The sequence below is a fragment of the Sinomonas humi genome (assembly GCF_000802235.1).
In the GTDB taxonomy this organism is placed as follows: domain Bacteria; phylum Actinomycetota; class Actinomycetes; order Actinomycetales; family Micrococcaceae; genus Sinomonas; species Sinomonas humi.
Genome location: NZ_JTDL01000145.1, coordinates 22,888 through 49,120, shown reverse-complemented (window position 1 = coordinate 49,120; position 26,233 = coordinate 22,888). Strand labels below are relative to the sequence as shown.

Below are 26,233 nucleotides of genomic sequence, written 5' to 3'. Positions count from 1 at the left end.
TCCACCCTCCACATCTCGAACAGGTGACAACGACGAGCATCTGCCCCTTCCGCTAGGCCGGGAGTTGAGGATCAGGGGCATCCATTGCTTGAGCCACAGGTCTGCGCCTACGAGTCCGCCTGTGTGCCCTCCTTCGACGTTCGGGCCAGTGCAGGTCGAGTTCCTCCAAGTCGACACCGAGTCCACGCCGCGCCACTTAGATTTTCCTCATCACGGGTTGAGCGAGACCCCGCGCACGGATCCTCCCGAGCCTGCGGCGCCTCCGTGTCCACCCTCCACAGTTACGTTTGCAACTCAACCAAGGCAAGAGGCAACAGGGAAAACCATGACCGACGAGATGGTGCTGCGCGCGCAGCGGTGGATCAATTCCTACAACGCCAGCGCGATACCAAGGTTGAGGAGAACGGCCGTACCACCTGGTCGCTGGGGTTAGCAGCTTCTGCACAATCAGGATGACAAGAATGTCGAGACCGTGCCACGAGTCCTTCTGCATACTGCAAAAATGGCAGGGGCTCGGCCGACCGGGATTGGACGCCAACGATGATGTCACCCGCCGCACGCTCGAGCGGTACAACGGCATCGGCAACGCAGCCATAGAGTACGGCTACGAGCTTCTTGGCGTCTATCGGGTCTTCGAGAAATACCACCGTATGCTGCGGGAACGCTGAGATGTCGCACGAACGCTCCCACGCCGCACGGACGTTCTGGACTGCGCTCGCTTCTGCAGGCGCCTCCGTCGCGATCGGCGTGCTCGAGATAGTGCCCACTGGAATGGCCACCCTAGTCTTCACACAGTTGGTGCTGGTCCACCTCGGGCTCGCCAAGCTCGACACAACCTTCAGAAGAGACTGGGAAGGGGTGCAGGGGGCCACTTCCCTCGCGCTCTTGGGATTTGTCCCACCCCTCGTCCTGCTTCTCGTATGGTTCCTGATCATACGATCCCTCGCCCGCCGCTCTCCCGCCCCATGGCTGGTCTGGATCCTCGGAGCCATCGGAGTGGCCGCGCCCAGCATCCTCTTTATTCAATCCAATTTCTGATCAGGAGAGTTAGTTGTCTCCACTAATCGATCCATTTCCCGCCGAACGATGATCCGAATCACGACTCCCGTCGCTGCCGCCGTCCCTTTACCCATCGATGGAGCCACTACGAGCTTCACGGAAGAAAACTCCGATCTCGAGGTGCGCCCTCGTCGGCTTCAATTCGACTGTTCGAGGCGCGGGTCCGTTCGGCAATTGCGCGTCCGGAACCGCCATCAACATCCTTCCCGGCTTCTTCCCTCGAGGCGCCGACAACGGAATGTTCGATCACGAAGTACGTGCGGTCCGCGACATCCTCTCATTCTGCGCCGGTCTGGTTGGGTGGGGCGGAGACACCAAACCTCGTTCCCAAGGATTCTTCTACCTAACAGCACGGCCGGGATCAAAAGAACTTGCTGCTTGGGCCGAGAAGCGGGCTTCCGCAAGCGAGAGACTCGGCGCTTCCGGAGGGTTGAGGACCTTGGGTGCCTGAGGAGTGATTCTGGTGGCTTGGAGCCGCACGCGCCCCGACGGCTAGCGCCTTAGGCCGGCTTGAACCGAGAAGCCACCACCTCGAGCACCGCAGGGACATCGATCTCGCCGGTCTGCTCCTGCTCGAGCCGTTTGGCCAACCGCCTCGGCGAGAGCACGTGAACTCCCCGGGTCGCGAAGAAGCCGCCGATCAGCGGCCAGTCGGCCTCGACGAAGCAGAGTGCCCCCGTGAGGGGCACATCCGGCATCACGTCCCGCAGCACCTCGACCTGCTTCAGCACGCCGTCGACCAATTTCGTGCAGTCGCGGCGACCCACCAGAAGCTTCTCGACGCGCGGCCGCAGGAAACCGCCCTCGATCTTCAGCTCAGGCCGCCCCTGGTAACGCTTGGCATCGATCACCCAGATGCCAGCGCGCGTTATGGCGATGTGGTCAATGTTGGCCTTCGAGCCGGGAATCCGCCGGTCGTGCAGCACGGCAATTCCATCGCCGACGAGGGAGTCCAGCCTCGCGCCCAGGCGCTCTTCGCCGACCGCACCGCGCTCCCAGGCTTTGGTGCTCTGCCGCTCATCGGAGAGCGCGACGGCCAAGCCTCCCAGTCGGCCCCACTTCTCCCGCAGCCTCTCCTCGTCTTTGGCCTTCCGGCGCTCGTATTCACGCCGTGCCGACGACCCGGCAACCCCGGAAGCAATGGATGCGGGCTCCTCGGCCACCGGTGGTTCGAGGTCCTGCGGAATCACCAGCCCCGTCTCGTCGGCACACTTCAAGCAGAGGACCGTCTTTGTCTCGCTCTCATACATCGCTTCGGTTTTGGCGGGAAGCGGCTGGCTGCACATCCGACACGTTCCGGCGTAGCGGAGCTTCATCTTCTTCATGAGGAAGCAGCGATCCTGTCGGTCGACGCGGGGCCGGTGGAGCGCCTCACCACCAGATTTGTCGACAAGTCGACGCGGGGCGGAGCCGATTTGGATTCTGGCCTTCCTAGCCACGCCCGGGACCGAAAGAGCAGGCCGACCGCCTCTGCACCCATCTCTGCGATCGGCTGGTGCACCGTCGTCAACGGCGGGCTCGCCCACTCCGCCTCCGGCACATCGTCAAACCCGACGACGCTCAATTCAGTTGGGATGCCAAGGCCTGCTTCGGAGGCGGCATCTACAACACCAAGGGCCATGACATCTGAGCACGCGAAAACGGCAGTGGGCCGGTCATCTGCTGACAGCATCGCCGCCGCCTGCTGGGCGGCTTGCTCCCTGCTCCAGTCTGCGTACGCGACCTCGCAGTCTTCCACCCCAGCCTCACGGAGGGCCGAGCGAAACCCGTCGATGCGCGCGGTGCTGTAGAGGTGCTCCCGCCCGCCGCCAATGACACCGAACCGACGGTGGCCAAGACCAAGCAGGTGCTCGGCCGCCGAGCGTCCGCCCTCCCAGTTGGTCACCCCGACGCTCGGGACCGCCGCAGCGGGCCGACTCATCGGTGTAACGAGCACGACAGGGATTCGAGCGGCAGAGAGTACGGCGAGCTGAACGCTGGTGGGATCGACGAGGACGACGACGGCCCCTTGCGACGGGCGGCGAAGGAGGCGCGACACCCACTCCCCGTCGCCCCGGGCAATGGTGATGACGACGTCGACATTGGCTGCCGTCGCTGCCTGCTCCACGCCGACGAGAACGCGGTTGGCCCAGCTTCCGTCAACGTGATTGACGACCAGGTGTATGAGGGGCGGGGTTTCCGAGACGGACACCTTTGCGCGTGGGCGCGAGCCCCCTTTGGCGTACCCCACCTCGCGGACAGCGTCCATCACCCGCTCCCGAGTGGCAGGAGAAACGTCTGTCCCGCCTCTGAGCACCTTCGAGACTGTGGGCACGCTTGTGCCGGCTACGGCGGCAACGTCCGAGAGCGTCGGCTGCTTCGCGCGCACAGGTCCAGGAGACGGCATGAGGTGAGGATACCCTAGTTTCGATTTCGAAAAAGTTTCGTTGGTCGGTTCCCTTGTTTCCGCAATATTTGCTCTGTCAAGATCGGCAAGTTGAACGGCTCTAACGACAAGTTTGCGCAAATTTCTTTGCCAAGCTCCACTCCTCATGACAGCTCCATGCACTCAACGACGACCACCGGCGACGCCGGGAATGGAGGAACGATGACCCCCGTCGATCACGCGGCAACGATCTCGCGGAGAGGACTGCTCGCCGGCGCAGGAGGACTTGCTGCCCTCGCCGCACTGACGGCGTGCGGGCCGAGCGGAGGGGCCTCTGGAAGCTCTGGGACGCTCAAGTTCTGGAACATGCCGTGGGGAAATACGGAGTTCACTCAGCTCGACAAGGAGATCACCCTCAAGTACGCACCGGCCCAGGGTCTGCCGGCGGCCTCCTACCAGTCCGTCCAGTGGGCCAACTTCACCAGCACCTTCGCCTCGGCGGTCGCTTCGAACACAGGACCGGCCGTTAGCAGCGGGAGCGGTACTCAGGCGTTCCAGTTCGCGGAGCAGAACCAAATTGCGATGGCGGACAACCTGCTCGAGTCTTGGAAGTCCTCCGGCCTCTACGATGACTTCCTCCCCGGTCTGATTGACACGATGAAGACCTCGCAAGGTCACGTAGCCGTGCCCTACAACCTGGACATGCGAGCCCTGTGGTACCGGAAGTCACTGCTTGAGAAGGCCGGCGTGGAGCCGCCCACTGACTGGCAGTCCCACCTCGACGTATGCGAGGCGCTCAAGAAGGCTGGCATGTTCGGATTCGGGATCGCTGCTGGAGCACAGGGCAACGGGTTCCAAGTGATCGTCGGACTGATGATCAACAACGGCGGCGGGCTGTTCGACGAGAACCAGAAGCCGAATTGCGTCACGCCGGAGAACATTCAGGCCCTCGACTACATCGTAGAAATGGTCCGCAAGGGGTATATGGATCCGGGCAGTGTCGGTTACTCGACCACCAACGCCCAGTCTCAATGGAAGAACGACAGGTTCGCCATGGGCTTTGAAAGTCCTGGCCTGGCCCAGCAACTCAGTGGAACCGTCGCTAACGACATGATGATCGGTGATCCACTGGTCAGTGCTAGGGGCACCAAGGGCGCGCTGTACTTCCCGAACAACATCATGATGTACAAGAACACCTCCAGCCAGCGGGGCTCGGAAGCATTCCTGACCTACTACTACAAGAACATGAGCCCGCTGTGGACCAAGAAGACAGGACCAGGGCTTCCCGTTCTCAAATCAATCGCCTCAACACCTGAATTCAAGTCAGATCCCAACGCGGTCAAGATGGTCAATGTCTGGCAGCCGATCTGCAAGACCTGGGCTGCTCCGGGAGGAAGTGCTCTCTTCGCCAATGTCTCAACGGTGGACAGCACGCCAGCAATGACGACGTTCGCCCAGAGTCTGCTCTCCCTCAAGGCCACCCCGACCGAGGCCCTCAGCACCCTGCAGTCCACGCTCGTCTCGACGATGAAATGACGGGGCCGAATATCGGTAGCAGTGATCCGGGAGGGGAAGGTGACGTAGGCATCTAGCGGCTGAGCCCTGGGCAGGAGTGATTCTGATGGCTCGGAGTGCTGACGGCAGCTCAAGGAGCGCGCGAAATAGACCCCGGAGCCGACGCACTAGTCCCGAGACTTGATGGAGCGCACGAAGCTTGCCAGCGCCGCTACGGAGGCGACGGCGAGGACACCTCCCGAAACCGCTACCCAAAGTGATTCTCGGGGCCCGGAAGAGAATACGTAGAGAGAGTAGAAGCCAAGTACGAGTGCCAGTAAAAGCCAGATGGTGGAACTGCGATTCACGGCATTTTCCTTCAGTGGGTCGAATCGGGTTGAGCATGAGCAGAAAATCTCAGTGCCTACCCCAGCTAGCGGCTGAGCGCCTGGGCAGGAGTGATTCTGGTGGCTCGGATTGCTGGATACGCACCAGCAATGACTCCCGCAGCCGCGCCAGCGATGATCGCAAGAGCTGGAATCGTAGGGTCGAGGACTGGTATCCATCGGTTCCCGAGCGATACCGCGACGGTGACAAGGACACCTATTACGGTCCCCAGAGTGCCCCCGAGAAGGCCGAGTGCTGCGGTCTCCCCGAGGACCTGACAGAAGATATCGGTCCGGCGTGCCCCAAGGGCTCGGCGAAGACCGATTTCGCCGGTGCGGAGCACGACTCGGACGGCGGTGGTGTTTCCGATGGAAATCGCACCGAGAGCGAGGATGACAAGGCTGACAATAACGCTCAGCTGAAGGACACTGCTTTCGACTTCTTGCCTGAGGGTTTTGGGATCTGGTGGCGCATTGACCTCGACGAGGTCCGGTTGGGCGGGTGACACCGCAAGGGCGGCTTGCAGACCAAGCTGAGAGGCGGCACCAGGGACCGTCTCGAAGAAGATCTGACGGCTGGGCATCTGCTTATCGAAGGCCTTGGCATTTTCCTGGACGGTTATCGGAAGGATGATTCCTCCGGCTGCACCCGGTACGCGGGCGACGTCACTGTAGATACCGATGACCGTTAGGCCGAGGTCTCCGATGAACACCGCAGCGCCAGGTTGGACCACACCGAGCCGGGCTGCGACGGACTTCGAGAGCAACACGACGGCGTCCGCGCGGAGCACATGGCCGCCGTCAAACGTCCTGCCCACAATGCCTTGAGGCTCAATCGCCGCCAGGCTCTCGCGGTCGACGGCGTACACGTCAGTCGGGACCTCATCGCCGGCAGCCAGATAAAACCGCCGGACGTCGACCGCTTTCACGGTTGCGATGCGGCCAGCATGAACGACGCCGGCCATGTCGCCCGCTCTTTGGGCCGCCAGGGGCGTAAACCATCGCGGCGTCGTCTCGGCCGCCTCGCTTGAAGCCCTGCCCGTATCGCGTTCCGTCACGCTTACCTCGGTGGCTCGGCGGATATCGAAGGCAGCGGACACCTGATGGCTGGCAGTCCCCGTGAGGCCGAGAGTCACAACAAAGGCTGCGGAGCCCAAGAGTGCCCCTAGCGCCGAGACCACCGATCGGCCGAAATCCCTTGTCACGGACCGCCACGATTCCCGAAGAAGATCTGTAATCCCAAGACGGCTCTTCCGCAGTCCGAGGCGCGTCAGGACTTCCCGCTCATGCCTCCGGCTTCTTCGACGGTTCTCTTTCATGCCGGTGGCCTTGCGCCGTCCGCGACTATTCCGTCTTCGACCGTGACCGTCCGCAGCAACGAACTCGCAAGACTCAAATTGTGCGTAACCATAACGAGCGTCTGTCCCTTCTCGTTCAGGTCCGCCAGGACATCCATAACGATCGCGCTGTTGCGGGTGTCAAGATTGCCCGTGGGTTCGTCGCAGAAGAGAACCTTGGGTCTGAGGCAGATGGCCCGTGCAATCGCCGTCCGCTGACGCTCGCCTCCGGAAAGGTCACGAGGATCGGCGTCTCGACGATGCATGAGGCCAAGGGCTTCGAGCGCTTCCAGAGCCCGCTCGCGCCGGTCCTTGACGGTGACCGTGGCGTACATCATGGCAAGTTCGACGTTCTCAACCACGGTTCGGTGAGGCAGGAGGTGGAACGCTTGGAAGACGAAACCGAACATTTGCCCGCGAACAACACCGCGCACGGCTTCGTCAGCCGCCGTGATATCCACCCCTTCCAGAAGGTAGGTTCCATGAGTGGGAGCGTCGAGCAACCCGAGAATGTTCAGTAGCGTGGATTTCCCGGAGCCCGAGGGCCCGACGACGGCGAGAGATTCGCCTCGTCCTATTGCGAGGTTAGTGGGTTGAAGGGCGTGAACGGCGATACGGCCCGGATACCTCTTCGTCACGTCTCGCAGTTCAATGACTGGATCAGAACAAGCCGCGCCTTTCATCGGGACGGCATTGTTCCAAGAACGACGACGTCGCCTTCTTTGAGTTCTGAGCCGGGCTTAATTTCGACTGATCCATCAATGTTCGCTCCGACTGTCACCGCTATCCGCTTGTTCGCATCCGAGCGGGGAACCACGTAGCTCGATCCATCCTCCATTGAGTAGATCGCGGTCACCGGCACGACGAGCCCTTCCGCGGTCGATCCTGTGGAAATTTCAAGTCTCGAGGTGGTGCCTTCAGCCGAAACTGGCGCGGCCCTTGCCGAGTCCCCAAACGCCAGGTCGATCTTCACGCCTTGTCCCAGCCCGGAGACCTCGGCAACGGTGGAAGCAACCGCGGTCACCTTCACTTCGTATTGTTCGCCGCCGGCGCTCGTGAGCCTCCCGATCGCCCCGGCCTTGACTTTCGAAGCCCGCTCGGGCGTGGTTGATGCCACGACGCTGCTGGCTTGCCCGTCGAGCTTGGCAAGCACTGTCTCGGCCGCGATCCTTTCACCGACCTTGATGGGTATCGTCGTCACCGCGCTGCTTGGCTTAGGGATGACTAAAACCTGACGTGCTGCCAAGTACACCTCGTTGGAGCCGATCGACACAGCGGACGAACTGCTTCCTCGATCCCCACTTGCGGAACCTTGGCCCGTTCCTTGTCCAGACGACGCCTGCCCAGCGGGAGCCTTATAGCCGCGGTCAGAATAGAGCTGTTGGAGGCCCCTGCGGGTGCTAGCGTCGAAAATTCCGGTACCGCCAGTGGCATAGCCGAGGCGCGCGAGAGTCTTCTGCAGCTGGACGACGTCAGGGCCTGCGTCACCCGCTCGAATGTCACGATAGGCAGGGAAGGCCCAGTTCATCGCAATGAGCGGCTCTCCATTTGCCTCGACGACCACCGTTCCAGATGCCACCGTCGTTGCGGATGCCGCCGGAATCGAAGTGACGATCATTCCTGCCGTCGCCAGTGCATCGGATGGTTTGAGATCAAAGGCTGGACCAGGGGCGACGGTGGCCCGCATGACAACTTTCGCACTCAGCGCACGCCTTTCCACCACCGCCGTTATCAGTGACGGCGGGGGCGGTGCCGCCTCCGCAGCCATTTGCTGTGGCGTGCGGACTTGCGGGAAGACGAACAGCGCCAGACCCGCAACGAGGGCAATAACGACGACGGCCACTCCCCCAGCTACCCAAAGTCGTTTCCTTTTACTCTGCCCCACTGGCTTACGATTTCTCCTGCAAGGCGCGGGCTGCAGACTTTGCCAACTCTTTGATCTTCGGGTTCAGCTCAATCAGGGCTGCCTCGTTCTTCGCCAGCGCAGCGTTCTTGGCATCATTGACGATTTTCAGCCAGTCGTCATGTGCTCCGGTTTCGACCGAACACCGGTACATCGCAGCCGCCGACTCTGATTCCTTGGCCGTGGGGACATACTCTAGAGCAGGCTCGGCAGGGATCACCTTCGTCACTGCTCCCTTGGTCAGATCCTCTGCCTGAGGCATCCGAGGTTCGACACCGAGGGGGACGCCAAAATCCACGTTCCAGCCCATTGACTTATTAGGACCGTTTGGGTCTACGGGGTATCCGCCTTTATTCATACATGCGAAGACTTTTTGTGTCCCAGAGTCCTTGGCCTGATTCGGAATGACCGCGAGGGCTTCAGCGAGCGCGTTTCCCACTTGGATATACTCCTGGAGCACATCCTCATTGCCTGAGGTCCGTTTCAGGGTCGCTTCACGACAGGCGTCGGCTGTCTTGCCGAACGAATCGTCCATAGTGACGACTTGTGCATCCAACCCGGGAATAGTATTCCCGTAGCCTCTCGTTCGGGCATCCTGCTCAGAGGAAAACCATGGCGATTTAGAAAACGACCTAAAAGTCGTCTTGAAATCTGGAGTCGCGGCCGAAGATCGGAACTCGTTAGCCTTTTGTTCAGATAAAACCTCAAGAAACTCGGGGTATCCATTTTCCGCGTAGCATCGGTACTCGAGCTCTCTGGTTGCCGAGTTAATGCTCAATAGATCGTCGGCCAGATACGCGCTATACGGCTCGCTGGGGTCCGCCATAGGCAACGAACTGCTGGGCACAGTCTTGGCCCCGCACCCAACTGAGGCCATCCCGACGAACACTAGGGACGCTCTCGCGATGATCTTCTTCATGCCGCCTTCAAACGCCCCTAGAAGATGCGGACCGCCAGGACACCAGCCGCCGCGGCCGCAGCCATTGTCCCCGCAGCCCGTTTCCAGAGCTTCATCCCTGCCCCCATTCCATGTCTGTTCATTGCTCTTGACGTCCACGGCCCTAGCCGCGGCCTTGCTCAAAGCGTCCACGAATTGAGGAGGCCGAGCCTCCCCTGAGAGCGCCGGAAGAAGTCAGAAATACAAGTGGGCCGATCGAGCCAAGCCTTCCGCCCAAGCGCGACAGGCAGCCCCTTCAAGGCATCAGCCTTGTCCCAGTCGCTACCGTAAGGGCCCCCTACCGCGACAAGTACAAGCCGTCACAAGAGCACGCCACCCTGGGGAGCGCCTGTCCGATGCCCCCTCGACAAGCACCAGGATTCTGGCCCCCAGAAAACACTTGAACCGTCAAGGGAGCACCCCCTACTATCGTCTAGGCGATATGGGAACACCCAGTTCTAATATCGAACACCGATCCAGTGCCAGTCACAACGATGTGAATTGAGGGAAGCTCATGTCTCTTCCGGTCCTCGCGTCCATCCCACCGGAGAACAGCCTCCGGTGAGCGCCACACCGACCGCGGTCTCAGCGCGCAGCATCAACGCCCGGCTCGACCGTCTCCAGGTCTGGTCGCTCTCGCCGTCGTTCATCGCCATCATCGGCCTGGGGTTCCTGTTCACCTTCTACGACATCTTCGACATCAACGTCTCGTTCATCCAGACGTGCGTGAGCCTCCAGAAGGGCTGCACACCCGAGACGGCGCTCGACGCCCTGCCCCTACCGGTGGTACTCAACCTCGCCGGCTACGTGGTGGGCACGCTCGTTCTCAGCCCCGTCGCCGACCGCATCGGACGGCGCAACATGCTGCTGTTCACCATGCTCATCACCGGCTTGGGCTCCCTGTACACGGCGTTCTCGACGGACTACCTGAACTTCACCATCTCCCGCATCGTGACGGGTATCGGCATCGGCGCCGACCTCGCGATCGTCAACACCTACATCAGCGAGGTGGCACCGAGGCGTTCGCGCGCGAAGTTCACCACCGTCATCTTCATCATGTCCGCCCTCGGCGCGTTCTTCGGGATCTGGCTCGGCCTCTGGCTCACGACCCCGGCGACGCCGTGGCCCCTCGGCCTCCCGTTCGCCGCCGCGGGCCCCGGTTTCGAGGATGGCTGGCGCTGGATGTACGGCATCGGCGCGATCCTGGCCGTCGTCGCGATCCTGCTCCGGTTCGAACTCCCTGAGTCGGCAAGATGGCTCGCCCAGCGGGGACGGCTCCAGGAAGCAGACAAGACTGTCGCCGACCTGGAGCAGCGCGCCCTCAAGAAGGGCCCGCTCCCCGAGGTTGCCGCTGCACCTGAAACGTCCGACGCCGAAGCCGCCTTGGCAGCGGAAGGCGACCGGTCGTCGTCGTCCTCGCCATACCGCGAACTGTTCGGGAACCGCTTCTACCTCAAGCGAATCCTCCTGCTGTTGGTCATGTGGTTCATCGGGTACATCACGGTGTACTCGTTCGCGGCCGGGTTCACCGCTGTGCTCACGTCGCTGCATTACGCCCCGCCGGAGGCTGGCGTCATCGCCGCCGTCGGAACGCTCGGCTTCGTCGCAGAGGCGGTGATCATGTCCTTCATCGTCGAAAAGCTCGAGCGGCGGGTCTGGCTTCCGATCGCCGCGGTCGTGACCCTCGCGGGCGCGTTCACGGTGGCTCTCGCGGGCACCGACATCGTGATCGCGTTCATCGGCGCGGCGCTGATCTTCGCCGGCTTCAACATGTGGGTCTCCCCCACCTACGCCCTCACCGCCGAACTGTTCCCGACCCGCGCACGAACCACAGGCTTCGCGCTCGTCGACGGTGTGGGGCACATCGGAGGCGGCATCGGCGTCCTTGCGATCGCTCCCCTGCTGCCGCACCTCTCCGTACTGTGGGCGCTGCTCCTCATCACCTCGTTCATGGTCGTCTCGGCGGTGATCGTCCAGTTCACGCCGCACACCCGGAACCGGCACCTGGACCACGTCTCGCCTTGATGTGAACACCCCGCCTTTGGGGCGAGATCACCGAGTAGCGAACGACGACGGCGCGCACTCCGGGGTGCGCGCCGTCGTCGTCCCTCAAGGGGGCACCACGCGTCGAGGAGACGACGACACCGCTCGCGGTCAGCGCCTGAACGTCCGTTGCGACCGGACGCGGCGGGCACGGCTGGTCCTCCCTCTCGACAGGACAAGTCGGTCCAGCTGTCACCAACCCGTACGCGCCCGTGCCGGATGAGGGCTCGGAAGGAGGCACCGATGTCGTCCCCGTGGCGGTGGGCGCTGGAGGCGACGATGCTGTGGAGCTCGGCGGCGCCGTCGTCGTCCGCCCACTGGGCGCGCCCACTCCGCCGCACCCGGCCAAGAAAAGGCAGGCCGTGGCCATCATTGCGATGGCCACGGCCCGCCTGCCTTTCACTGAAGGACCGTTACCGGCGCAGATCGAACCGATCGAGGTTCATGACCTTGTCCCATGCCTTGACGAAGTCACGCACGAACTTCTCCTTCGCGTCGTTGCACGCGTAGACCTCCGAAATCGCGCGCAGCTGCGAATTCGCACCGAAGACGAGGTCGACGGCGGTGGCCGTCCACTTAGGTTCGCCAGTCGCCCGGTCGCGCCCCTCGTAGACGTTCTCCTCGGATTCGGACGCCTTCCACTCCGTTCCCATGTCGACCAGATTCACGAAGAAGTCGTTGGTCAGGGTCTCTAGCCGATCGGTGAAGACACCGTGCTTGGACTGCCCGAAGTTGGCGCCGAGCGCCCGCATGCCGCCCACGAGGACCGTCATCTCGGGCGCGGTCAGGTTCAGCATGAACGCCCGGTCCACGAGCATCGTCTCGGGCGGCAGCTTCTGCCCCGCTCGCAGGTAGCCGCGGAAGCCGTCCGCCTTCGGCTCGAGCACTGCGAACGACTCCACGTCCGTCTGCTCCTGCGAGGCATCCGTGCGGCCTGGCGCAAAGGGGACCGTGATCTCAACGCCCGCCTTCTTCGCCGCCTGCTCGACGGCCGCGCAGCCGCCGAGGACAATCACGTCGGCGAGTGAGACCTTCTTGCCGCCCGAAAGCGAGTTGTTGAAGTCCTGCTGGACCTGCTCCAGGGTCTGCAGGACCCTCGCCAGCTCGGCCGGCTGGTTGACCTCCCAATGCTTCTGCGGCGCGAGACGAATCCGCGCACCGTTGGCGCCGCCCCGCTTGTCCGTGCCGCGGAAGCTCGAGGCCGACGCCCAGGCCGTCGAGACGAGCTGGGAGATGGACAGCCCGGAATCAAGGATCTTCGCCTTGAGAGCGGCGATATCCTCTTCCCCGATGAGCTCGTGGTCGACGGCGGGAACCGGATCCTGCCAGATCTGCGGCTCGGGCACCCAGGGGCCGAGATAGCGCGACACGGGGCCCATGTCGCGGTGCAGCAGCTTGTACCAGGCCTTCGCGAACGCGTCGGCGAGTTCGTCGGGGTTCTCGTAGTAGTGCTGGGAAATCGGCCCGTAGACCGGGTCCTCCCGCAGGGCGAGGTCCGTGGTCAGCATCATGGGGGCGTGCCGCTTCGACGGATCGTGGGCGTCGGGAACGGTGTTCTGGGCCTCCGGATTCGTGGGCCTGAACTGCTTCGCACCCGCAGGGCTCTCGGTGACCTCCCAGTCGTACTTCATGAGGTTCTCGTAGAAGCCGTTGTCCCACTTGGTCGGCTCGTTGGTCCACGCCCCCTCGAGCCCGCTCGTGAGGGTGTACGGGCCGTTGCCCGTCCCGGCGAAGTTCTTCCATCCGAGGCCCATCTGCTCGAGCGGCGCTGCCTCGGGCTCGGGGCCCAGGTTCTCCGGCTTCACGGCGCCGTGGGTCTTGCCGAACGTGTGGCCGCCTGCGATGAGCGCAACCGTCTCCTCGTCATTCATGGCCATCCGTCGGAAGGTTTCGCGGACGTCGTGGGCTGCTCCGAGGGGATCCGGGTTGCCTTGCGGACCCTCCGGATTCACGTAGATGAGGCCCATCTGCACTGCGCCGAGCGGGTTCTCGAACTCGCCGGGAGCGGTGTAGCGCTCGTCGCCCAGCCACGTGTCCTCGGGACCCCAGAAGACCTCCTCGGGCTCCCAGATGTCCTCCCGCCCGAAGCCGAACCCGAACGTCTTGAAGCCCATCGACTCCATGGCGACGTTGCCGGCATACACGATCAGATCCGCCATCGAGATCTTCCGGCCGTACTTCTGCTTGATGGGCCAGAGGAGGCGGCGTGCTTTGTCGAGGCTCGCGTTGTCGGGCCAGCTGTTGAGAGGCGCGAAGCGCTGCGCTCCGCTGCCACCTCCTCCTCGGCCGTCCTCGATCCGATAGGTGCCGGCCGAATGCCACGACATGCGGATAAAGAACGGACCGTAGTGGCCGTAGTCCGCCGGCCACCAATCCTGGGAGTTGGTCATGAGTTCGATGAGGTCTTGCCTCAGCGCCTCGACGTCGAGGGTCTTGAACTCCTCGGCGTAGTTGTAGTCCTGGCCCATCGGGTCGGCCTTGGGCGAGTGCTGATGCAGGACTTGAAGGTTGAGCTGGTTCGGCCACCAGTCCTGGATCGTCCTGGGCCGGCTCGCCTTCGGAGTCGGAGTCGGGATTACCGGGTTCTCGCTTTCGCTGCCACTCTCAGACACGGCTGGGTCTCCTATCCCGTATTCGCTTCCGATCACTGACGGTCTTGGGCTTGAGGTCTAGGGCGGGGCGGGAGCTCGCTCGGCATGGCGCCTGAACTCCGCTGCGCTCGGCACCCTTCGGAGTATTGAACACTCTGGGGATTCAGTAAAGGCCCGACGGCGAGTCCCCAGCGTCTACTCAGACGCTTCCCTTTGGCGAGAGGCAGCGAAGGCGCGGGCGACGACGGCGGCCGCGCCGCGCCGTCGTGCTGGTGTACTCCCGGCGGGGCAAGGCGGAATGATGGGCTAATGAGCGATGAGACGGAAATGGTCCAACGCGGCATCGGGATCCTCACGGCGACCCTCTCGTGGGAACCCGACGACCCGGCGGCGACGAAGATGTTCAAGGAATCGCTGAAGTCGCTCGTCCGGCTCGACGAGGGGGTGTCGGTTTCCTTCACGGGCGGCAGCGAGGAGCAGATCGAAGCGCTCCGGGACGTTCTCCCCCAAATCGTCGCGGGCGTCATCGAGGCCCTCGCACCTGACTACACACGGCTGGTGCTCGGCATGGCCGCGGGCTTCAAAACCGTTGCCGATGCGTATCGGAGGGACGTGCCGGACGCCGACATCGACGGCATCCTCCAGGCTGCTGCGCTGCATCTGGCGGAGGAGGAGTAGGCGGCTACTCCTCCTCCCTGGCCCGGCTCCAATCCGGTCTCCGTGGGTGTGAGCCTTCGGTCTACGTGGGGCTCTGCTCCGCTCCCCCGAACGTCTTGAGCTTGCTCGCCAATGCAGCACGGACCGAAGGGTTGTCCTGCCAGAATTCGAGTGCGAAGGCGAAAGTATCGCCGATCCGCTCCATGGCCTGCTCCGCGGTGGCCATGTGAACACCGTGCTTGGAAATGCTGAACGGCCCCACCGAGGTGTTCCTGCCGTGGATCATGACGACGGGTATCACCTCGACATCAGGGCCAAGAAGGTAGCGGTAACCGGCCGCGGCGACGTGCATCGCGTTAGAACGCGGGGCCCCGTAGCCGTCCGATCGGACAATAAGGTCGCGGTCCCCCATCGACCGCCATTCGTAGGTCCCCCAGCGCAGGAGCTTGGAATCGAGCAGGAAGACGGTATTGCCGTGGGAGACAGCATGATCCACGTCGGCGTCGGGGCTTCCGGGAAATTGGAGTCCGTGGAAAACGGCCGTGCCCGGAATTCCCAGCAGCAATTCCAATAGCGCGGCAGTGCTCTCCTCGCCCTGAGCGCCAGCCTCCACCTTCCCTGCCCCGAACCGTGCAGCCGCTGATCGAACGCCCCCTGGGATGCCGAAGACTCTCGCATCCCGGGCTGCTTTAGCAGCTGCCGTGTAGTTCGCCCGTACTCTATGGGAACCACGGATCGGAATCCGGATGAATGCGACGAGTCCTGTCAGGAAGACGAGCAGAGTGAGGAGACTCCACGCCGTGAGGCTCGTATGCGTCAGAACCGCCAGCGAGTAGATGCAGACGTTTCCCGCCGCGACAGCAAGCACGTCCACCGCCATAAGGGCGACGGTTACCATGACGATCTTCCGATTCGCTCTCTTCACATCTGGAGTCGCGTTGAAATGCGCGCCGCCGAACGCTCTATACCAAGCCCAATTCATCGGTTGGATCCCGTTACGAGCCATTGCCCACGCGTCGTAAGCCACGCTGCACCCCCAAATAAGCCTGTGGTAGGCGAGTTTAGGCCTTCCCTGCAAGTTCCGCCAGAGAAGCAGATAGCGTCGGCGAAGCCGAACCGAAATCCCCTTACACAGGGACCGCACGGGTGCAATACGGAAGCCTGAAGCTTTCGCCACTGAGATCACGGGCAAGCGTCCTCTGCGTGGACCGGCTCGAGGTTAGGGTCGAGCATGATTGCCCTTAACCTGATCGCGGCACTGCTCATGCTCGCATCCGGCGTGTTGAGCCTTAGTTCCCACATCATGCTGGGAATCCTGCAGTTCGTGGCCTGCATGCTCGCCGTTCTCAACGCGCTAATTCTGTATCAGAAGCGGCGTCGAGAGCCGCTGACTAATTCGACTGGAAGGACTAGTTGAGGCGATGGGCGGAGTCGAAGCTGCCTTCCTCGTCACAATTTTCCTGATATGGTGTGCCATCCTCTTCAAGGTGACAACAAGCATTCTGGAGAGCTGGCAGAACTCGCAATCCAAAATCCTGTGGATTGCACTCATCTGGACAGCTCCGCTGCTGGGGCTGATCCTTTGGGCAACCTTCGGAAAACGTAAAAGCGCTGGTTAGGTCGCTTGTCGAGGTCTAAGAATGCGGTAAGGCGTCTCGCCGACTAGCCCAGCCCTCCGCCGTCGAACGTCACCACCTGCCGGATCACCTGACCTGAAGCCAGAGCATCCATGCCCTCGTTGATCTCCTCGAGGCCGATCTCCCGCGAGACGAGCCGCTCGAGCGGCAGCCGGCCCTCTCGCCAAAGTCCCTCGAACACGGGAATGTCGCGCTTCGGCACAGCCGAGCCCAGGTAGCTCCCCACAATCATCTGGGCGCGTGAGGTCAGCTGGAGCGGCTCGATGGTCGCAGTCGCACCTGGCGCGGGCAGGCCAATCGTCACGAGCGTTCCGCCCAGGCCAAGGAGTCGGAACGCCGTCTCGAACGCCCGCGGGTGCCCGACGGCCTCCAGCACGACATCCGCCTCGACACCCCGCTCGACCGCCTCCTCGGGGGTCCACGCCTCCGACGCTCCCCACTCGCGCGCTGTCGTCAGCTTGGACTCCTGCGCGTCAACGGCGACGACGCGGCACCCAGTCGCGATGGCGGTCAGGAGCCCGGCCATGCCCACTCCGCCGAGGCCGACGACGGCGACGCTCGTCTCCGCGGTGATCCTCCCCGCGTTGAGCAGAGCGCCGCCGCCAGTGAGCACGGCGCAACCCAGCAGGGCAGCGAGGGTTGGCGGGACGTCGTCGCCCACGGGGACGACCGAACGCTCGTCGACGACGGAGTACGTCGCGAAGCCGGAGACGCCGAGGTGGTGGGCGACGGGCTCGCCGCCTCTCGTGAGGTGCCGCGTTCCGGTCAGGAGGGTCCCGGCCCCGTTGGAGGCGCTGCCTGCCGAACACGGCAAGCGCCCCTCGGTGCGGCACGCCGCGCATTCGCCGCACCGGGGCAGGAAGGTCATGACCACTCGCTGGCCCACACGCACAGACTCAACGCCAGGACCGACCTCCTCGACGATTCCTGCGGCCTCGTGCCCGAGCAGCATCGGCAGCGGGCGAGGACGCGAGCCGTTCACGACCGACAGATCCGAATGGCACAGCCCCGCCGCTTCGATCCGGACCAGAAGCTCGCCCGGACCTGGGCCCGCGAGCTCGAGCTCGTCAATGGTGATGGGGCGGCTCTCGGCGTACGGCGCTTCTGCGCCCATCGCGTTCAGGACGGCACCGCGGATGGTGCGGGAGATGCTCATGACCCCAACCCTAGGCCCCACACGAAAGGCGGGACGGACCCTATGACAAGCGGCTCGTCTTTGGCAGACTCCAAGGGGTGATGCATCCGACCGATTCCTTCGGACAGCTATTCGCCGCCGCCTTCGACGTTCTCAAGACATATCGGCCTCGCCGGCCCATCCATCCCCAGGGAGTTCTGCTCAAGGGGACGCTTGAACGCATAGGCGGCGGGGCGGCGTCGGGCATTGAATTCCTTGACACGGCCGGCACGAATGCCGTCACTGCCCGGCTCTCACGCTCCCTCGGCGTCCCGATTTCCTGGCCTGACATCATCGGGCTCGCCATCCGTGTGCACACGGACGACGGCGACGGCGATGTCCTGCTCGCTTCGACCGGCTGGCGCGTTCCAGAAAGATTCGCGCTGACGTGGCATCGAACGGCGGGGGCCGCGCGGCTCACCTCGCTCATGCCCTACCGCGGCCGAGCGGGCGCGGTGCTGATCGGCGCGAAGACGACGAGCGCGGACCCCGGGGCACCCGGCCGCATCAGGCCTGACGCTGTGTGGGAGCTCGACCTCTTCTGGGCCAGTCCGCTGGGGCCCTGGCGCAGGTTCGGCTCGCTGACCCTCGCACCAGATCTCGACGCCGAGGGCCGCGTTCAGGACACGGCCCTCCGCTTCGACCCGATCCTGAGCGTCCTGCCGAGCGCCGGCACGTACGAATGGACGCGCCGGCTCCGCGAACACTCCTACAGGCTCGCGCGGTCCTGACCGCCGCCGTCGAACGCGGCGATGACGGACGCCATGTCCTCAGAGCCGTGGCCGCCGTCGATCGCGTCCCGGAACTGGGCGGCGAGGGCCTCCATGATCACCGGCCGGGTCCCGACGTGGTCCATCGCCTCCGCGATGAGCTGCGCGTCCTTGGCGGCGCCGGTGAGCGGGAACGACGGCGGGAACTCGCCCGCAATCATCGCCTTGCCCTTCAGCTGGGCATAGGCGCAGTCCGTCACTCCGCCCGCGATCGTGTCGAGGTACAGCTGCGGATCGAGGCCAAAACGCTTCATGAGGTCGATCGCCTGGGCGGTCGCTCCGACGATCGAGAGCACCCACGAGTTGGCGACGAGCTTGAGCTTGTGCCCGTCGCCGGGCAGCTCCCCGACCCAGACGGTCTTCGAACCGATCGCGTCGAAGACCGGCTGGACTCTCTCTCGCAGATCCTCGGGACCGCCCGCGAGCACGAGGAGCTTCCCCTCCTCGGCCGGCTGCTTCGTACCGAGCACGGGCGCGTCCACAAACGCGATCCCCTGATAGCCCGCACGCTCGGCGAGCCGGGCGACGCCGGGCAGGCCGACGGTGCTGCTCTGGATCCAGACCGCATCCTCGCGCATTGCGGGGAGCGCCTCCCCCATGACGCCTTCCACAGCGTCGGTGTCGAAGAGCATGGTGAGGACGACGTCGGCCTCCGCGACTGCGTCCTTCGGGTCGCCGGCGATCTTCGCACCTGCTTCCGCGAGCGGCTCGGCCTTCTCGCGGTGGCGGTTCCAAACCGTGACGTCGAACCCCGCCTTGATGAGGTTCTTCGCCATCCCGCTGCCCATGATTCCCGTTCCAAGGACTGCCACTGACATGCTCATTGCGCCTCCAGGTCTCGTTTGTTCCACCCGTTCCCATACCCAGTTGCTTGCCCCCGCAACCGGCGGGTTGGAAGGATGGAATCGTGGCATTCGACGAGGAGCTCGCTGGCAGGATCCGCAGCGTTTTGGCCGGCCAGGTTCTGGCCGGCACGGCTGGCTTCACTGAGAAGAAGATGTTCGGCGGGCTCGCCTTCCTGATCGGCGGGAACATGGCCGTGAGCGCTAGCGGGCAGGGCGGCATGCTCCTCCGCGCCGATCCCGAGGCGAGCGATGAGCTCTGCTCGCATCCCGGCGTCGAACTCGCCGTCATGCGCGGGCGGCCCATGGACGGCTGGCTGCGGGTCTCCCCGGAAGCCGTCGCTTCCGACGACGACCTGCGGCGCTGGGTTCAGGTCGGCGTCGAGTACGCGAGCTCGCTGCCGCCGAAGTGAGTCACCCGCCGCGGCAGGGGCGCCGGCACCGAGTGCCGACGCCCCTGCCCGCGAACGGGGTTGCTCGCTTTACTCGCATGCAATCCCATCTCCGTCGCGGTCTAAGGCCGGGCGATATCCGGGTTGTCCGCGATAGATCGGAGCAGCGCCCGCGGCCCTCGCCGCAGTGCAGTTGGCGTAGTAGACACTGGCCGGCGCCTGGGGCTGCGCTTGCTGTTGGGCCTGAGCCTGCTGCTGGGCTTGCTGTTCGGCGGCTTGCTGCTGGGCCGCTTGCTGCTGGGCGGCCTGCTGTGCGGCCTGCTGCTGGGCGGCCTGCTGAGCAGCCTGCTGCTGGGCGGCCTGCTGAGCAGCCTGCTGCTGGGCGGCCTGCTGGGCGGCCTGCTGTGCAGCCGCGGCGTCAGCTTTCTTCTTCGCCTCCAATGCATCCGCCGCAGCCTTGGCCATCCAGACGTCCTTCCCCGACGAGACCTCCTCACACGTCAGGTCAGCTCCCGCAAGGGTGTAACGGCTTCCGACAGTGACGCACGAATCGCCATCGGCATAGAGAGCAACGACAACATTCATCGTCGACGTCGGGCAGGGATCGGCCGCCGTGGCCGACTCAGTGATCGAACCCGCTGCAGCAGCGTCTGCTGCTGAACTCGCTTTTACCGTCACCGTCGCAGTGGGAGCCGGCGACGGGCAAGCAAACGTTGCAGTCGGCGAGGCCGTCGCTGAGGCGCTGGCTCCAGCAGCGGCCTTGCTCGCGGCGGCTGGCGTACTGCAGGCGGCACTCGCCAGGACAGTTCCTACCGCGAGAAATACGAAAGCGGCACGAACTGGACCTGACCGTGCGCCCCGAAAAAAGACAGAGCTGTCCCCCATAATTTCCCCTTCCCCGCAAGTCTTTCGAAGAGACTTGAATTTATCCAACGAGATGAAATTTACCGGATAATGAGGATTTAGAAAATGTATTTGACACTCTCGGTTCAACGAATAACTTGTCACAAGATATCCACAGCTGCTTCGTCAACCCTCCCTTCACATCCCGTCGTCCCGCTGGATGCGCCCGACGGTTTTGCAGTGCCGCACCCGGCGTCGTCGTCCGGGGGAAGCACTCGGCGGCCGTCCTCGCAAGGGTCCTTCGGAACATTCACAAATTTGTGAAAACAGCGCACACTGGGGCGCATGGACACCGTCATCCAGACGACCGACCTCCACAAGAGCTTCGGCCCAGTCAAGGCGCTCGACGGCCTCGACCTCGAGGTCCACGCGGGCGAAATCCACGGCTTCCTCGGCCCCAATGGCGCGGGGAAGTCCACGACGCTGCGCATCCTCCTGGGGCTCGCGAGGGCGTCATCCGGCAGCGCAAGCGTCCTCGGGAAGGATCCGTGGGGCGACGCCGTCGAACTCCACCGTCGTGTGGCGAGCGTCCCCGGCGACGTGAGCATCTGGCCCAACCTCTCCGGAGGCGAAGCGATCGACCTCATCTCGAGGCTTCGCGGCGGGGTGGACGACGCCGCGTACCGCGAGCGCAAGCAGCAGCTTTGTGAGCTCTTCGACTTCGACCCGAGCAAGAAGGGCCGCGCGTACTCGAAGGGAAATCGACAAAAGGTTGCGCTCATCGCAGCCCTCGTCACGCCTGCCGAGGTCTACCTTCTCGACGAGCCTACGAGCGGCCTGGACCCCCTCATGGAGGCGGTCTTCACGCGCGAGGTGCGGCGCCTGTCACGTGAGAATGGCGCTTCCGTGCTCCTCTCGAGCCACATTCTCTCCGAGGTCGAGCAGCTCGCCGACCGTGTGAGCATTATCCGGTCGGGACGAATCGTGGACGGGGGCACGCTCGATTCCCTGCGTCACCTCACCCGCACCGAGATTTCGTTCGCGCAGGACAGCGTCGATACGACTGCGCTTGCCGCGCTCAGCCAGATCCACGACCTCGCCGTTGCGGAAGGCCGGATCAAATTCGGCGTCGATTCCGACCGCGTCCACGAGGTCCTGCCTCTTCTCGGCAGCCTCGGCGTCAAGGGTCTCCTCGTGGCCCCGCCGTCACTCGAGGAACTCTTCCTCCGTCATTACGGCGACCAGGTCGCCCCCGCCGCTCCGGAGCCTACGCACGACGGCGCCCCGCACCGCCGTCGTCATCGCACCGTTGCGAAGACGGGAGCCTGAAATGCCTACGGTCTGGGTCCTTTACCGCCAGCGGCTCCGGCGGGACCGCTGGCAGCTCCTCAGCTGGGTGCTCTCTATCGGTGTGCTCGCGTGGTTCGCCGTTGAAGCGATCACGAAGACGTTCGGCGACGAGGCCTCGCGCGCCCAGGTCCTGAAGCTCGCGACCGCGACGCCCGCGATCCTCGTACTGCGCGGGCTGGCCCGAGGGCCGGGGCTCGATTCGTTCACGTTCTTCGAGATCTTCACGTTCCTTGCGCTGCTGGCCGGCTTCATGAATACGTTCATGGCGGTGCGGCACACGCGGGCCGAAGAGGAGTCAGGGCGGGCGGAGCTCGTCTCGGCCACCGCAGCGGGCCGGTGGGCTCCGTTCGCCGCGACCGTGCTGCACGGCATCGTCGCGAATCTGGTCCTCGCCGCGGCCGTCGCGCTCGGGTTCATGGGCGGCGGCCTCGCTCCGGCCGGCTCGGTGGTGGCCGGGCTCGCAACCGGAGCTGTTGGCCTCGCGTTTCTCGGGGTCGGGCTTCTCGCTGCCGAGTTCTTCAGCACGTCGCGGGCCGCAAACGGGATCTCGGCGACGCTCGTGATGGTCGCCTACCTGCTGCGTGGCTTCGGTGATGCAACCGGCAGCGTGAGCCCCGACGGCATGACGGTCACGGCCGCGTGGCCAAGCTGGATCTCGCCCATCGGGTGGGGGCAGCAGACCTTCGCCTACACGGGCAACCAGCTCTGGCCGCTCCTGCTGCCGGTGGGGCTCGCCACGGTGTGCGGCGCCGTCGTCGTCCTCATTATGTCGCGGCGCGATGTGGGCGCGAGTATCCTCGTCGGGCGCCGGGGCCGCTGGGAGGCCCGGCCGTGGCTGCGTGGACCGTTCGCCCTCGCGTGGCGCCTCCAGCAGGGGTCGATTATCGGATGGTGCGCCGGAGGCTTCGCGACCGGCCTCATCACCGGGTCGCTCGGCTCGGCCATCCAGTCGACCCTCAACAGCAACGCCTCGATCACTGCTGCCCTGCGCGAAATGATCCAGGCGCAAGGCACCTCGATGACGCAGCTGCTCGTGGCCGCGCTCTTCGAGATCGCGGGCGTGCTCGCCGCCGCCTGTGGCGTCCAAGCCATCCTGCGGATGCGGCAGGAGGAAGCCGCGGGGACCGCCGAGTTCGTGCTGTCCGAGCCGGTTGGGCGCGTCCGCTGGCTCGGAAGCTTCATGGGGCTCGGCGCGATCTCGGTGGTGCTCGTGATGGCGTTCACGGCTCTCGGCGCATGGCTTTCGCTCGTGGCCTCGGGCGACACGTCGACCGCCGTCGGCGACGTCTGGGCGACCGGAGTCGCCCAGCTCCCGGCAGCGCTCATCTATCTCGCCGTCCCCGCGGTCGTCTTCGTCGTGTGGCCGCGCGCGACCATCCCGGCAGGCTGGGCACTCCTGGGAATCGGCGTCGTGCTCGGTGTGTATGGCGGAATGGTCGGCCTCGACCAGAAGATCGTGGACCTCTCGCCGTTCACGCACACACCTGTTGTCACCGACACGGGCACTGACTGGAGCGGCGGATTCTGGATGCTGGGGATCGCGGCCGTCATTGCCGTGATCGCGCTCGTGACTGTGCCGCGCAGGGAGGTGGGCACCGCGTGAGCGAACCCGCCAGGATGCCCGATTCTGCCGAGACCTCCGCGGCCGTCCTCACGGCCGCGGGGTTCCCCAAGATGCCTGCCCGCGCGCTGATGGCGCTCGTCGTTTCTCCCGACGGGGCACTGACCGCAGCCGAGCTCGGCGAGATACTCAGCGCCAGCCCCGCGGCCGTGTCCGGGGCGGTCCGATACCTCCAGACCGTCGGGTTCGTGCACCGTGTCTCGCAGCCCGGCAGCCGGCGCGACCGCTACGCCCTCCCCGAGAACGCTTGGTACATCGCGTCGATGAGGCAGAACCCCGTGTACGAACGGCTCGCTGATCTGGCGGAAACAACCGCGGCTGCGCTCCCCGAAGATTCGGCAGAGCGTAGCCGCGTCGACGAGATGGGCAGGTTCTACCGGTTCCTCATGGCCAGGCTGCCCGAGCTGCTCGACGAGTGGGAGAGTGCCCGGCTCGAAGCCTAGGCCTTGCCTTCGTGCCCCGCGTCGGGCCCCTGTGCCTCATGTCGGCGGGGCTCGCGCCGGGCTTCCTGCCCCGCTCCCGCCCGGTTGTGTTTTCCCAATCAGTCGGGGCCACGGCGTGTCACGTCTGACACCGTCCTTGGGGCATGAGAAATGGGCTGGAGCGCGGCGGTTCGGACCGATAAGCCAGCACACGCCGCTCTCACGCCCGCTGGCCGCTCTGATCGCGGGACTTCAACCCAACGCAACCCGCCCTTCACTTAGCCATGTCAGGCTCCCCGCGGGGGACAGCAGCACTGAACCCACAAGGAGCACTGCATATGCCTGGCTTGAACCGTCGTCATTTCCTTCGCCTTTCGGCGGCCGCCGCCGCGACCACCGCGATCTCAGAGATGCTGGGCGAGAGCATCGCCCGCGCCGCGTCGATACCAGCGAACCGAGCAACCGGCTCGATCAAGGATGTCGAGCACGTGGTCGTCTTCATGCAGGAGAACCGCGCCTTCGACCACTACTTCGGAACCCTCAAGGGCGTCCGCGGCTTCGGCGACCCGCACCCTGCCCTCCTCCCGAGCGGAGAGACAGTGTGGCACCAGAACAACGGGACCCGCGACGTTCTCCCCTACCACCCGGACGCGCCGAATCTCGGAATGCAGTTCATGGAGGACCTCGACCACTCATGGAAGCTCACGCATGAGGCCTTCAACAACGGCAACTACGACAAGTGGCTCCCCGCCAAGTCGAACGCCACCATGGCGTTCTACGAGCGCAAGGACATCCCGTTCCACTTCGCACTGGCAGACGCCTTCACGATCTGCGATGACTATCATTGCTCGGTCCTTGGCCCGACCGACCCCAACCGCTACTTCATGTTCTCGGGCTGGGACGGCAACGATGGGACGGGCGGGGGGCCGGATCTGTGGAACGCGGAGGTCGGCTACTCGTGGAGCACTTACCCAGAGCAGCTCGAGAAGGCGGGCGTGAGCTGGAAGGTCTATCAGGACGCTGGCGACGGGCTGGATGCGGCCGGCTACTGGGGCTGGACGAGCAACGCCTACATCGGAAACTACGGGGACAACTCGCTTCTCTACTTCAAGCAGTACCAGAACGCGCAGCCGGGGAGCCCGCTCTACGACAAGGCCCGCACAGGGACGACCGCGAAGAGCGGAGATGACCTCTTCCGGATCTTCCGCAATGACGTCGCCTCGGGCAACCTGCCCCAGGTCTCGTACATCGTCGCGCCCGAGGCGTACTCGGAACACTCCAACTGGCCCCCGAACTTCGGCGCTTGGTACATGGCCAACGTCCTCGACATCCTGACGTCGAACCCTGAGGTGTGGAGCAAGACCGCCTTGTTCGTGATGTACGACGAGAACGACGGCTTCTTCGACCACGCCGTTCCACCACACCCCAACACACCGCAGATCCCGGGAGCCTCGACGGTCTCGACGGCTGATGAGTACTACGACGGCCGTATGACCTTCTCCGGGAAGAGCGACGTCCCCGGCCACTTCGGCCTCGGCGTCCGCGTGCCCATGATCGTCGCCTCTCCCTGGAGCCTGGGCGGGTGGGTCTGCTCGGAGACGTTCGACCACACCTCGATCATCCGCTTCCTCGAGGCACGCTTCGGGGCCGAGTCGCCCAACATCTCAGCGTGGCGCCGTGCCGTATGCGGTGATCTCACGAGCGCCTTCGACTTCGCGGGTACCGGCACCGCTGTTCCGGCAATGCCCGATACCTCGTCCTACAAGCCCACAGACCAGAACAGGCACCCGAGTTACATTCCAACGCCGCCTCCCATCAACTCCATGCCAAAACAGGAGCCGGGCGTCCGCCCGTCCCGCCCGCTCGGTTACGCGCTGGATGTCGATGCCGCGTTGAACGCGGGAAAGCTCACAGCGCACTGGACGAATGCCGGCAGCTTGGGCGCGCACGTACAGGTCCGTTCGAATCTCCTCGCGACGGGACCGTACTCGTACACGGTCGGGGCGGGTGCATCCCTCAACGCAACGTGGGACCTCGGCGCCACTTACGACGTCCACATGCACGGGCCTTCCGGTTGGTATCGCCGATTCGCGGGCACGACCGCGGCTGCGGATGTCCGAGTCACTGTCGTGCGTGATGGAGATGCCGCGCATGCCCAATTCCGGCTCGAGAACAAGGGTTCGACGGCTGTCCGGCTGGCGCTTCAGGACGCGTATGGGAGCGGATCACAGAACGTTGCCCTCAATCCGGGCCAGGCGAAGGCGGTCGTGATTCGAACGCAGGGCGGGTGGTACGACCTTGCCGTCACCTCGACTGATGACCCGGCGCTTGTGCGCGTGCTCGCAGGCCGTCTCGAGAACGGCCGTCCGCTCACGAGCGACCCTCAGCTCGGCCGCTGAGAGGAGGACGC

The 26,233-nt window shown here is 64.4% G+C and carries 23 protein-coding genes; 12 read left to right on the top strand and 11 right to left on the bottom strand.

All coding sequences use genetic code 11. The features are described 5' to 3' along the window. Positions 1–461: 461 nt before the first annotated feature. Positions 462–668 (top strand): hypothetical protein, encoded by a 207-nt coding sequence (locus LK10_RS22050; RefSeq protein WP_156144245.1) that lies wholly within the window; start codon positions 462–464, stop codon positions 666–668. 1 nt (position 669) lies between these two features. After that, complete coding sequence (locus LK10_RS17805) at positions 670–1,038, top strand: hypothetical protein (protein WP_043126661.1); 369 nt, start codon at positions 670–672, stop codon at positions 1,036–1,038. A 521-nt stretch (positions 1,039–1,559) separates the two neighbouring features. On the opposite strand, the gene LK10_RS17800 is transcribed toward LK10_RS17805, so the two are convergent. Together LK10_RS17800 and LK10_RS17795 are read right to left on the bottom strand one after the other, a co-directional pair. Then, entirely contained in the window at positions 1,560–2,222 is a 663-nt protein-coding gene (locus LK10_RS17800) for a nuclease-related domain-containing protein (RefSeq protein ID WP_231567831.1), read from the bottom strand. A gap of 158 nt (positions 2,223–2,380) precedes the next feature. Next, positions 2,381–3,445 (bottom strand): LacI family DNA-binding transcriptional regulator, encoded by a 1,065-nt coding sequence (locus LK10_RS17795; protein ID WP_043126658.1) that lies wholly within the window; start codon positions 3,443–3,445, stop codon positions 2,381–2,383. 201 nt (positions 3,446–3,646) lie between these two features. On the opposite strand from LK10_RS17795, the gene LK10_RS17790 reads away from it, so the two are divergent. Next, positions 3,647–4,960 carry an ABC transporter substrate-binding protein gene (locus LK10_RS17790; RefSeq protein WP_043126655.1) on the top strand — a complete coding sequence of 438 codons (1,314 nt, stop codon included), beginning with the start codon at positions 3,647–3,649 and terminating at the stop codon, positions 4,958–4,960. A 391-nt stretch (positions 4,961–5,351) separates the two neighbouring features. Here LK10_RS17790 and LK10_RS17785 read toward each other — a convergent pair whose 3' ends face one another. The 4 genes from LK10_RS17785 to LK10_RS22045 all read right to left on the bottom strand — a co-directional run bounded on the left by LK10_RS17785 (position 5,352) and on the right by LK10_RS22045 (position 9,463). Next, positions 5,352–6,509, bottom strand: coding sequence for an ABC transporter permease (locus tag LK10_RS17785; RefSeq protein WP_043126652.1), 1,158 nt, complete (start codon positions 6,507–6,509; stop codon positions 5,352–5,354). Between the two features lie 110 nt (positions 6,510–6,619). Beyond that, on the bottom strand, positions 6,620–7,279 hold the full coding sequence (locus LK10_RS17780) for an ABC transporter ATP-binding protein (RefSeq protein ID WP_231567830.1): 660 nt from the start codon (positions 7,277–7,279) through the stop codon (positions 6,620–6,622). A 41-nt stretch (positions 7,280–7,320) separates the two neighbouring features. Further along, positions 7,321–8,484, bottom strand: coding sequence for a peptidoglycan-binding protein (locus LK10_RS17775; RefSeq protein ID WP_156144243.1), 1,164 nt, complete (start codon positions 8,482–8,484; stop codon positions 7,321–7,323). Positions 8,485–8,530: 46 nt separating this feature from the next. After that, on the bottom strand, positions 8,531–9,463 hold the full coding sequence (locus LK10_RS22045; protein ID WP_197061985.1) for a hypothetical protein: 933 nt from the start codon (positions 9,461–9,463) through the stop codon (positions 8,531–8,533). 579 nt (positions 9,464–10,042) lie between these two features. Between LK10_RS22045 and LK10_RS17765 the strand changes: the two genes are divergently transcribed. Then, complete coding sequence (locus LK10_RS17765; protein WP_043126644.1) at positions 10,043–11,506, top strand: MFS transporter; 1,464 nt, start codon at positions 10,043–10,045, stop codon at positions 11,504–11,506. A 431-nt stretch (positions 11,507–11,937) separates the two neighbouring features. Here the strand turns inward: LK10_RS17765 and katG are convergent, their stop codons facing one another. Next, positions 11,938–14,136 (bottom strand): catalase/peroxidase HPI, encoded by a 2,199-nt coding sequence (katG, locus tag LK10_RS17760; protein ID WP_043126641.1) that lies wholly within the window; start codon positions 14,134–14,136, stop codon positions 11,938–11,940. A gap of 288 nt (positions 14,137–14,424) precedes the next feature. Between katG and LK10_RS17755 the strand changes: the two genes are divergently transcribed. Further along, positions 14,425–14,793 (top strand): hypothetical protein, encoded by a 369-nt coding sequence (locus tag LK10_RS17755; RefSeq protein ID WP_043126638.1) that lies wholly within the window; start codon positions 14,425–14,427, stop codon positions 14,791–14,793. A gap of 61 nt (positions 14,794–14,854) precedes the next feature. Here the strand turns inward: LK10_RS17755 and LK10_RS17750 are convergent, their stop codons facing one another. Then, positions 14,855–15,697, bottom strand: a complete 843-nt coding sequence (locus tag LK10_RS17750) for a nuclease-related domain-containing protein (RefSeq protein ID WP_197061984.1) — start codon at positions 15,695–15,697, stop codon at positions 14,855–14,857. Between the two features lie 496 nt (positions 15,698–16,193). On the opposite strand from LK10_RS17750, the gene LK10_RS17740 reads away from it, so the two are divergent. After that, the gene (locus LK10_RS17740) at positions 16,194–16,391 is read left to right on the top strand and encodes a PLDc N-terminal domain-containing protein (RefSeq protein WP_043126631.1); all 198 of its coding nucleotides are present in this window, start codon (positions 16,194–16,196) and stop codon (positions 16,389–16,391) included. Positions 16,392–16,434: 43 nt separating this feature from the next. On the opposite strand, the gene LK10_RS17735 is transcribed toward LK10_RS17740, so the two are convergent. Next, a complete protein-coding gene (locus LK10_RS17735; protein ID WP_043126628.1) occupies positions 16,435–17,565 on the bottom strand; it encodes an alcohol dehydrogenase catalytic domain-containing protein in 1,131 nt (376 codons plus the stop codon). Positions 17,566–17,645: 80 nt separating this feature from the next. On the opposite strand from LK10_RS17735, the gene LK10_RS17730 reads away from it, so the two are divergent. After that, positions 17,646–18,314 (top strand): hypothetical protein, encoded by a 669-nt coding sequence (locus tag LK10_RS17730; RefSeq protein WP_043126627.1) that lies wholly within the window; start codon positions 17,646–17,648, stop codon positions 18,312–18,314. Here LK10_RS17730 and LK10_RS17725 read toward each other — a convergent pair. After that, a complete protein-coding gene (locus LK10_RS17725; RefSeq protein WP_081998655.1) occupies positions 18,293–19,267 on the bottom strand; it encodes an NAD(P)-dependent oxidoreductase in 975 nt (324 codons plus the stop codon). The genes LK10_RS17730 and LK10_RS17725 overlap by 22 nt on opposite strands. Here LK10_RS17725 and LK10_RS17720 point away from each other — a divergent pair. Then, the gene (locus tag LK10_RS17720; RefSeq protein ID WP_043126621.1) at positions 19,261–19,608 is read left to right on the top strand and encodes a TfoX/Sxy family protein; all 348 of its coding nucleotides are present in this window, start codon (positions 19,261–19,263) and stop codon (positions 19,606–19,608) included. The genes LK10_RS17725 and LK10_RS17720 overlap by 7 nt on opposite strands. A 69-nt stretch (positions 19,609–19,677) precedes the next feature. Here the strand turns inward: LK10_RS17720 and LK10_RS22745 are convergent, their stop codons facing one another. Continuing rightward, a complete protein-coding gene (locus LK10_RS22745; RefSeq protein WP_231567828.1) occupies positions 19,678–20,265 on the bottom strand; it encodes an excalibur calcium-binding domain-containing protein in 588 nt (195 codons plus the stop codon). Positions 20,266–20,775: 510 nt separating this feature from the next. On the opposite strand from LK10_RS22745, the gene LK10_RS17710 reads away from it, so the two are divergent. The 4 genes from LK10_RS17710 (at position 20,776) to LK10_RS17695 (ending at position 26,222) form a co-directional block, all read left to right on the top strand. Beyond that, complete coding sequence (locus LK10_RS17710) at positions 20,776–21,759, top strand: ABC transporter ATP-binding protein (RefSeq protein WP_043126617.1); 984 nt, start codon at positions 20,776–20,778, stop codon at positions 21,757–21,759. Between the two features lies 1 nt (position 21,760). Continuing rightward, on the top strand, positions 21,761–23,383 hold the full coding sequence (locus tag LK10_RS17705; RefSeq protein WP_043126614.1) for an ABC transporter permease: 1,623 nt from the start codon (positions 21,761–21,763) through the stop codon (positions 23,381–23,383). After that, entirely contained in the window at positions 23,380–23,844 is a 465-nt protein-coding gene (locus LK10_RS17700) for a GbsR/MarR family transcriptional regulator (RefSeq protein ID WP_231567827.1), read from the top strand. Before LK10_RS17705 ends, LK10_RS17700 begins: the two co-directional genes overlap by 4 nt. 317 nt (positions 23,845–24,161) lie before the next feature. Further along, positions 24,162–26,222, top strand: coding sequence for a phosphocholine-specific phospholipase C (locus LK10_RS17695; protein ID WP_043126608.1), 2,061 nt, complete (start codon positions 24,162–24,164; stop codon positions 26,220–26,222). The last annotated feature ends 11 nt before the right edge of the window (positions 26,223–26,233 follow it).

What these genes read in the sequence shown, in the direction of transcription:
- LK10_RS17695 (WP_043126608.1), top strand. Translation starts at nt 24,162, where the DNA reads ATGCCTGGCTTGAACCGTCGTCATTTCCTTCGCCTTTCGGCGGCCGCC.
- LK10_RS17705 (WP_043126614.1), top strand. Translation starts at nt 21,761, where the DNA reads ATGCCTACGGTCTGGGTCCTTTACCGCCAGCGGCTCCGGCGGGACCGC.
- LK10_RS17795 (WP_043126658.1), bottom strand. Translation starts at nt 3,445, where the DNA reads ATGCCGTCTCCTGGACCTGTGCGCGCGAAGCAGCCGACGCTCTCGGAC.
- LK10_RS17710 (WP_043126617.1), top strand. Translation starts at nt 20,776, where the DNA reads ATGGACACCGTCATCCAGACGACCGACCTCCACAAGAGCTTCGGCCCA.
- LK10_RS17735 (WP_043126628.1), bottom strand. Translation starts at nt 17,565, where the DNA reads ATGAGCATCTCCCGCACCATCCGCGGTGCCGTCCTGAACGCGATGGGC.
- LK10_RS17725 (WP_081998655.1), bottom strand. Translation starts at nt 19,267, where the DNA reads ATGCCACGATTCCATCCTTCCAACCCGCCGGTTGCGGGGGCAAGCAAC.
- LK10_RS17805 (WP_043126661.1), top strand. Translation starts at nt 670, where the DNA reads ATGTCGCACGAACGCTCCCACGCCGCACGGACGTTCTGGACTGCGCTC.
- LK10_RS17730 (WP_043126627.1), top strand. Translation starts at nt 17,646, where the DNA reads ATGCATCCGACCGATTCCTTCGGACAGCTATTCGCCGCCGCCTTCGAC.
- LK10_RS17790 (WP_043126655.1), top strand. Translation starts at nt 3,647, where the DNA reads ATGACCCCCGTCGATCACGCGGCAACGATCTCGCGGAGAGGACTGCTC.
- LK10_RS22050 (WP_156144245.1), top strand. Translation starts at nt 462, where the DNA reads ATGTCGAGACCGTGCCACGAGTCCTTCTGCATACTGCAAAAATGGCAG.
- LK10_RS17740 (WP_043126631.1), top strand. Translation starts at nt 16,194, where the DNA reads ATGGGCGGAGTCGAAGCTGCCTTCCTCGTCACAATTTTCCTGATATGG.
- LK10_RS22045 (WP_197061985.1), bottom strand. Translation starts at nt 9,463, where the DNA reads ATGAAGAAGATCATCGCGAGAGCGTCCCTAGTGTTCGTCGGGATGGCC.
- LK10_RS17755 (WP_043126638.1), top strand. Translation starts at nt 14,425, where the DNA reads ATGAGCGATGAGACGGAAATGGTCCAACGCGGCATCGGGATCCTCACG.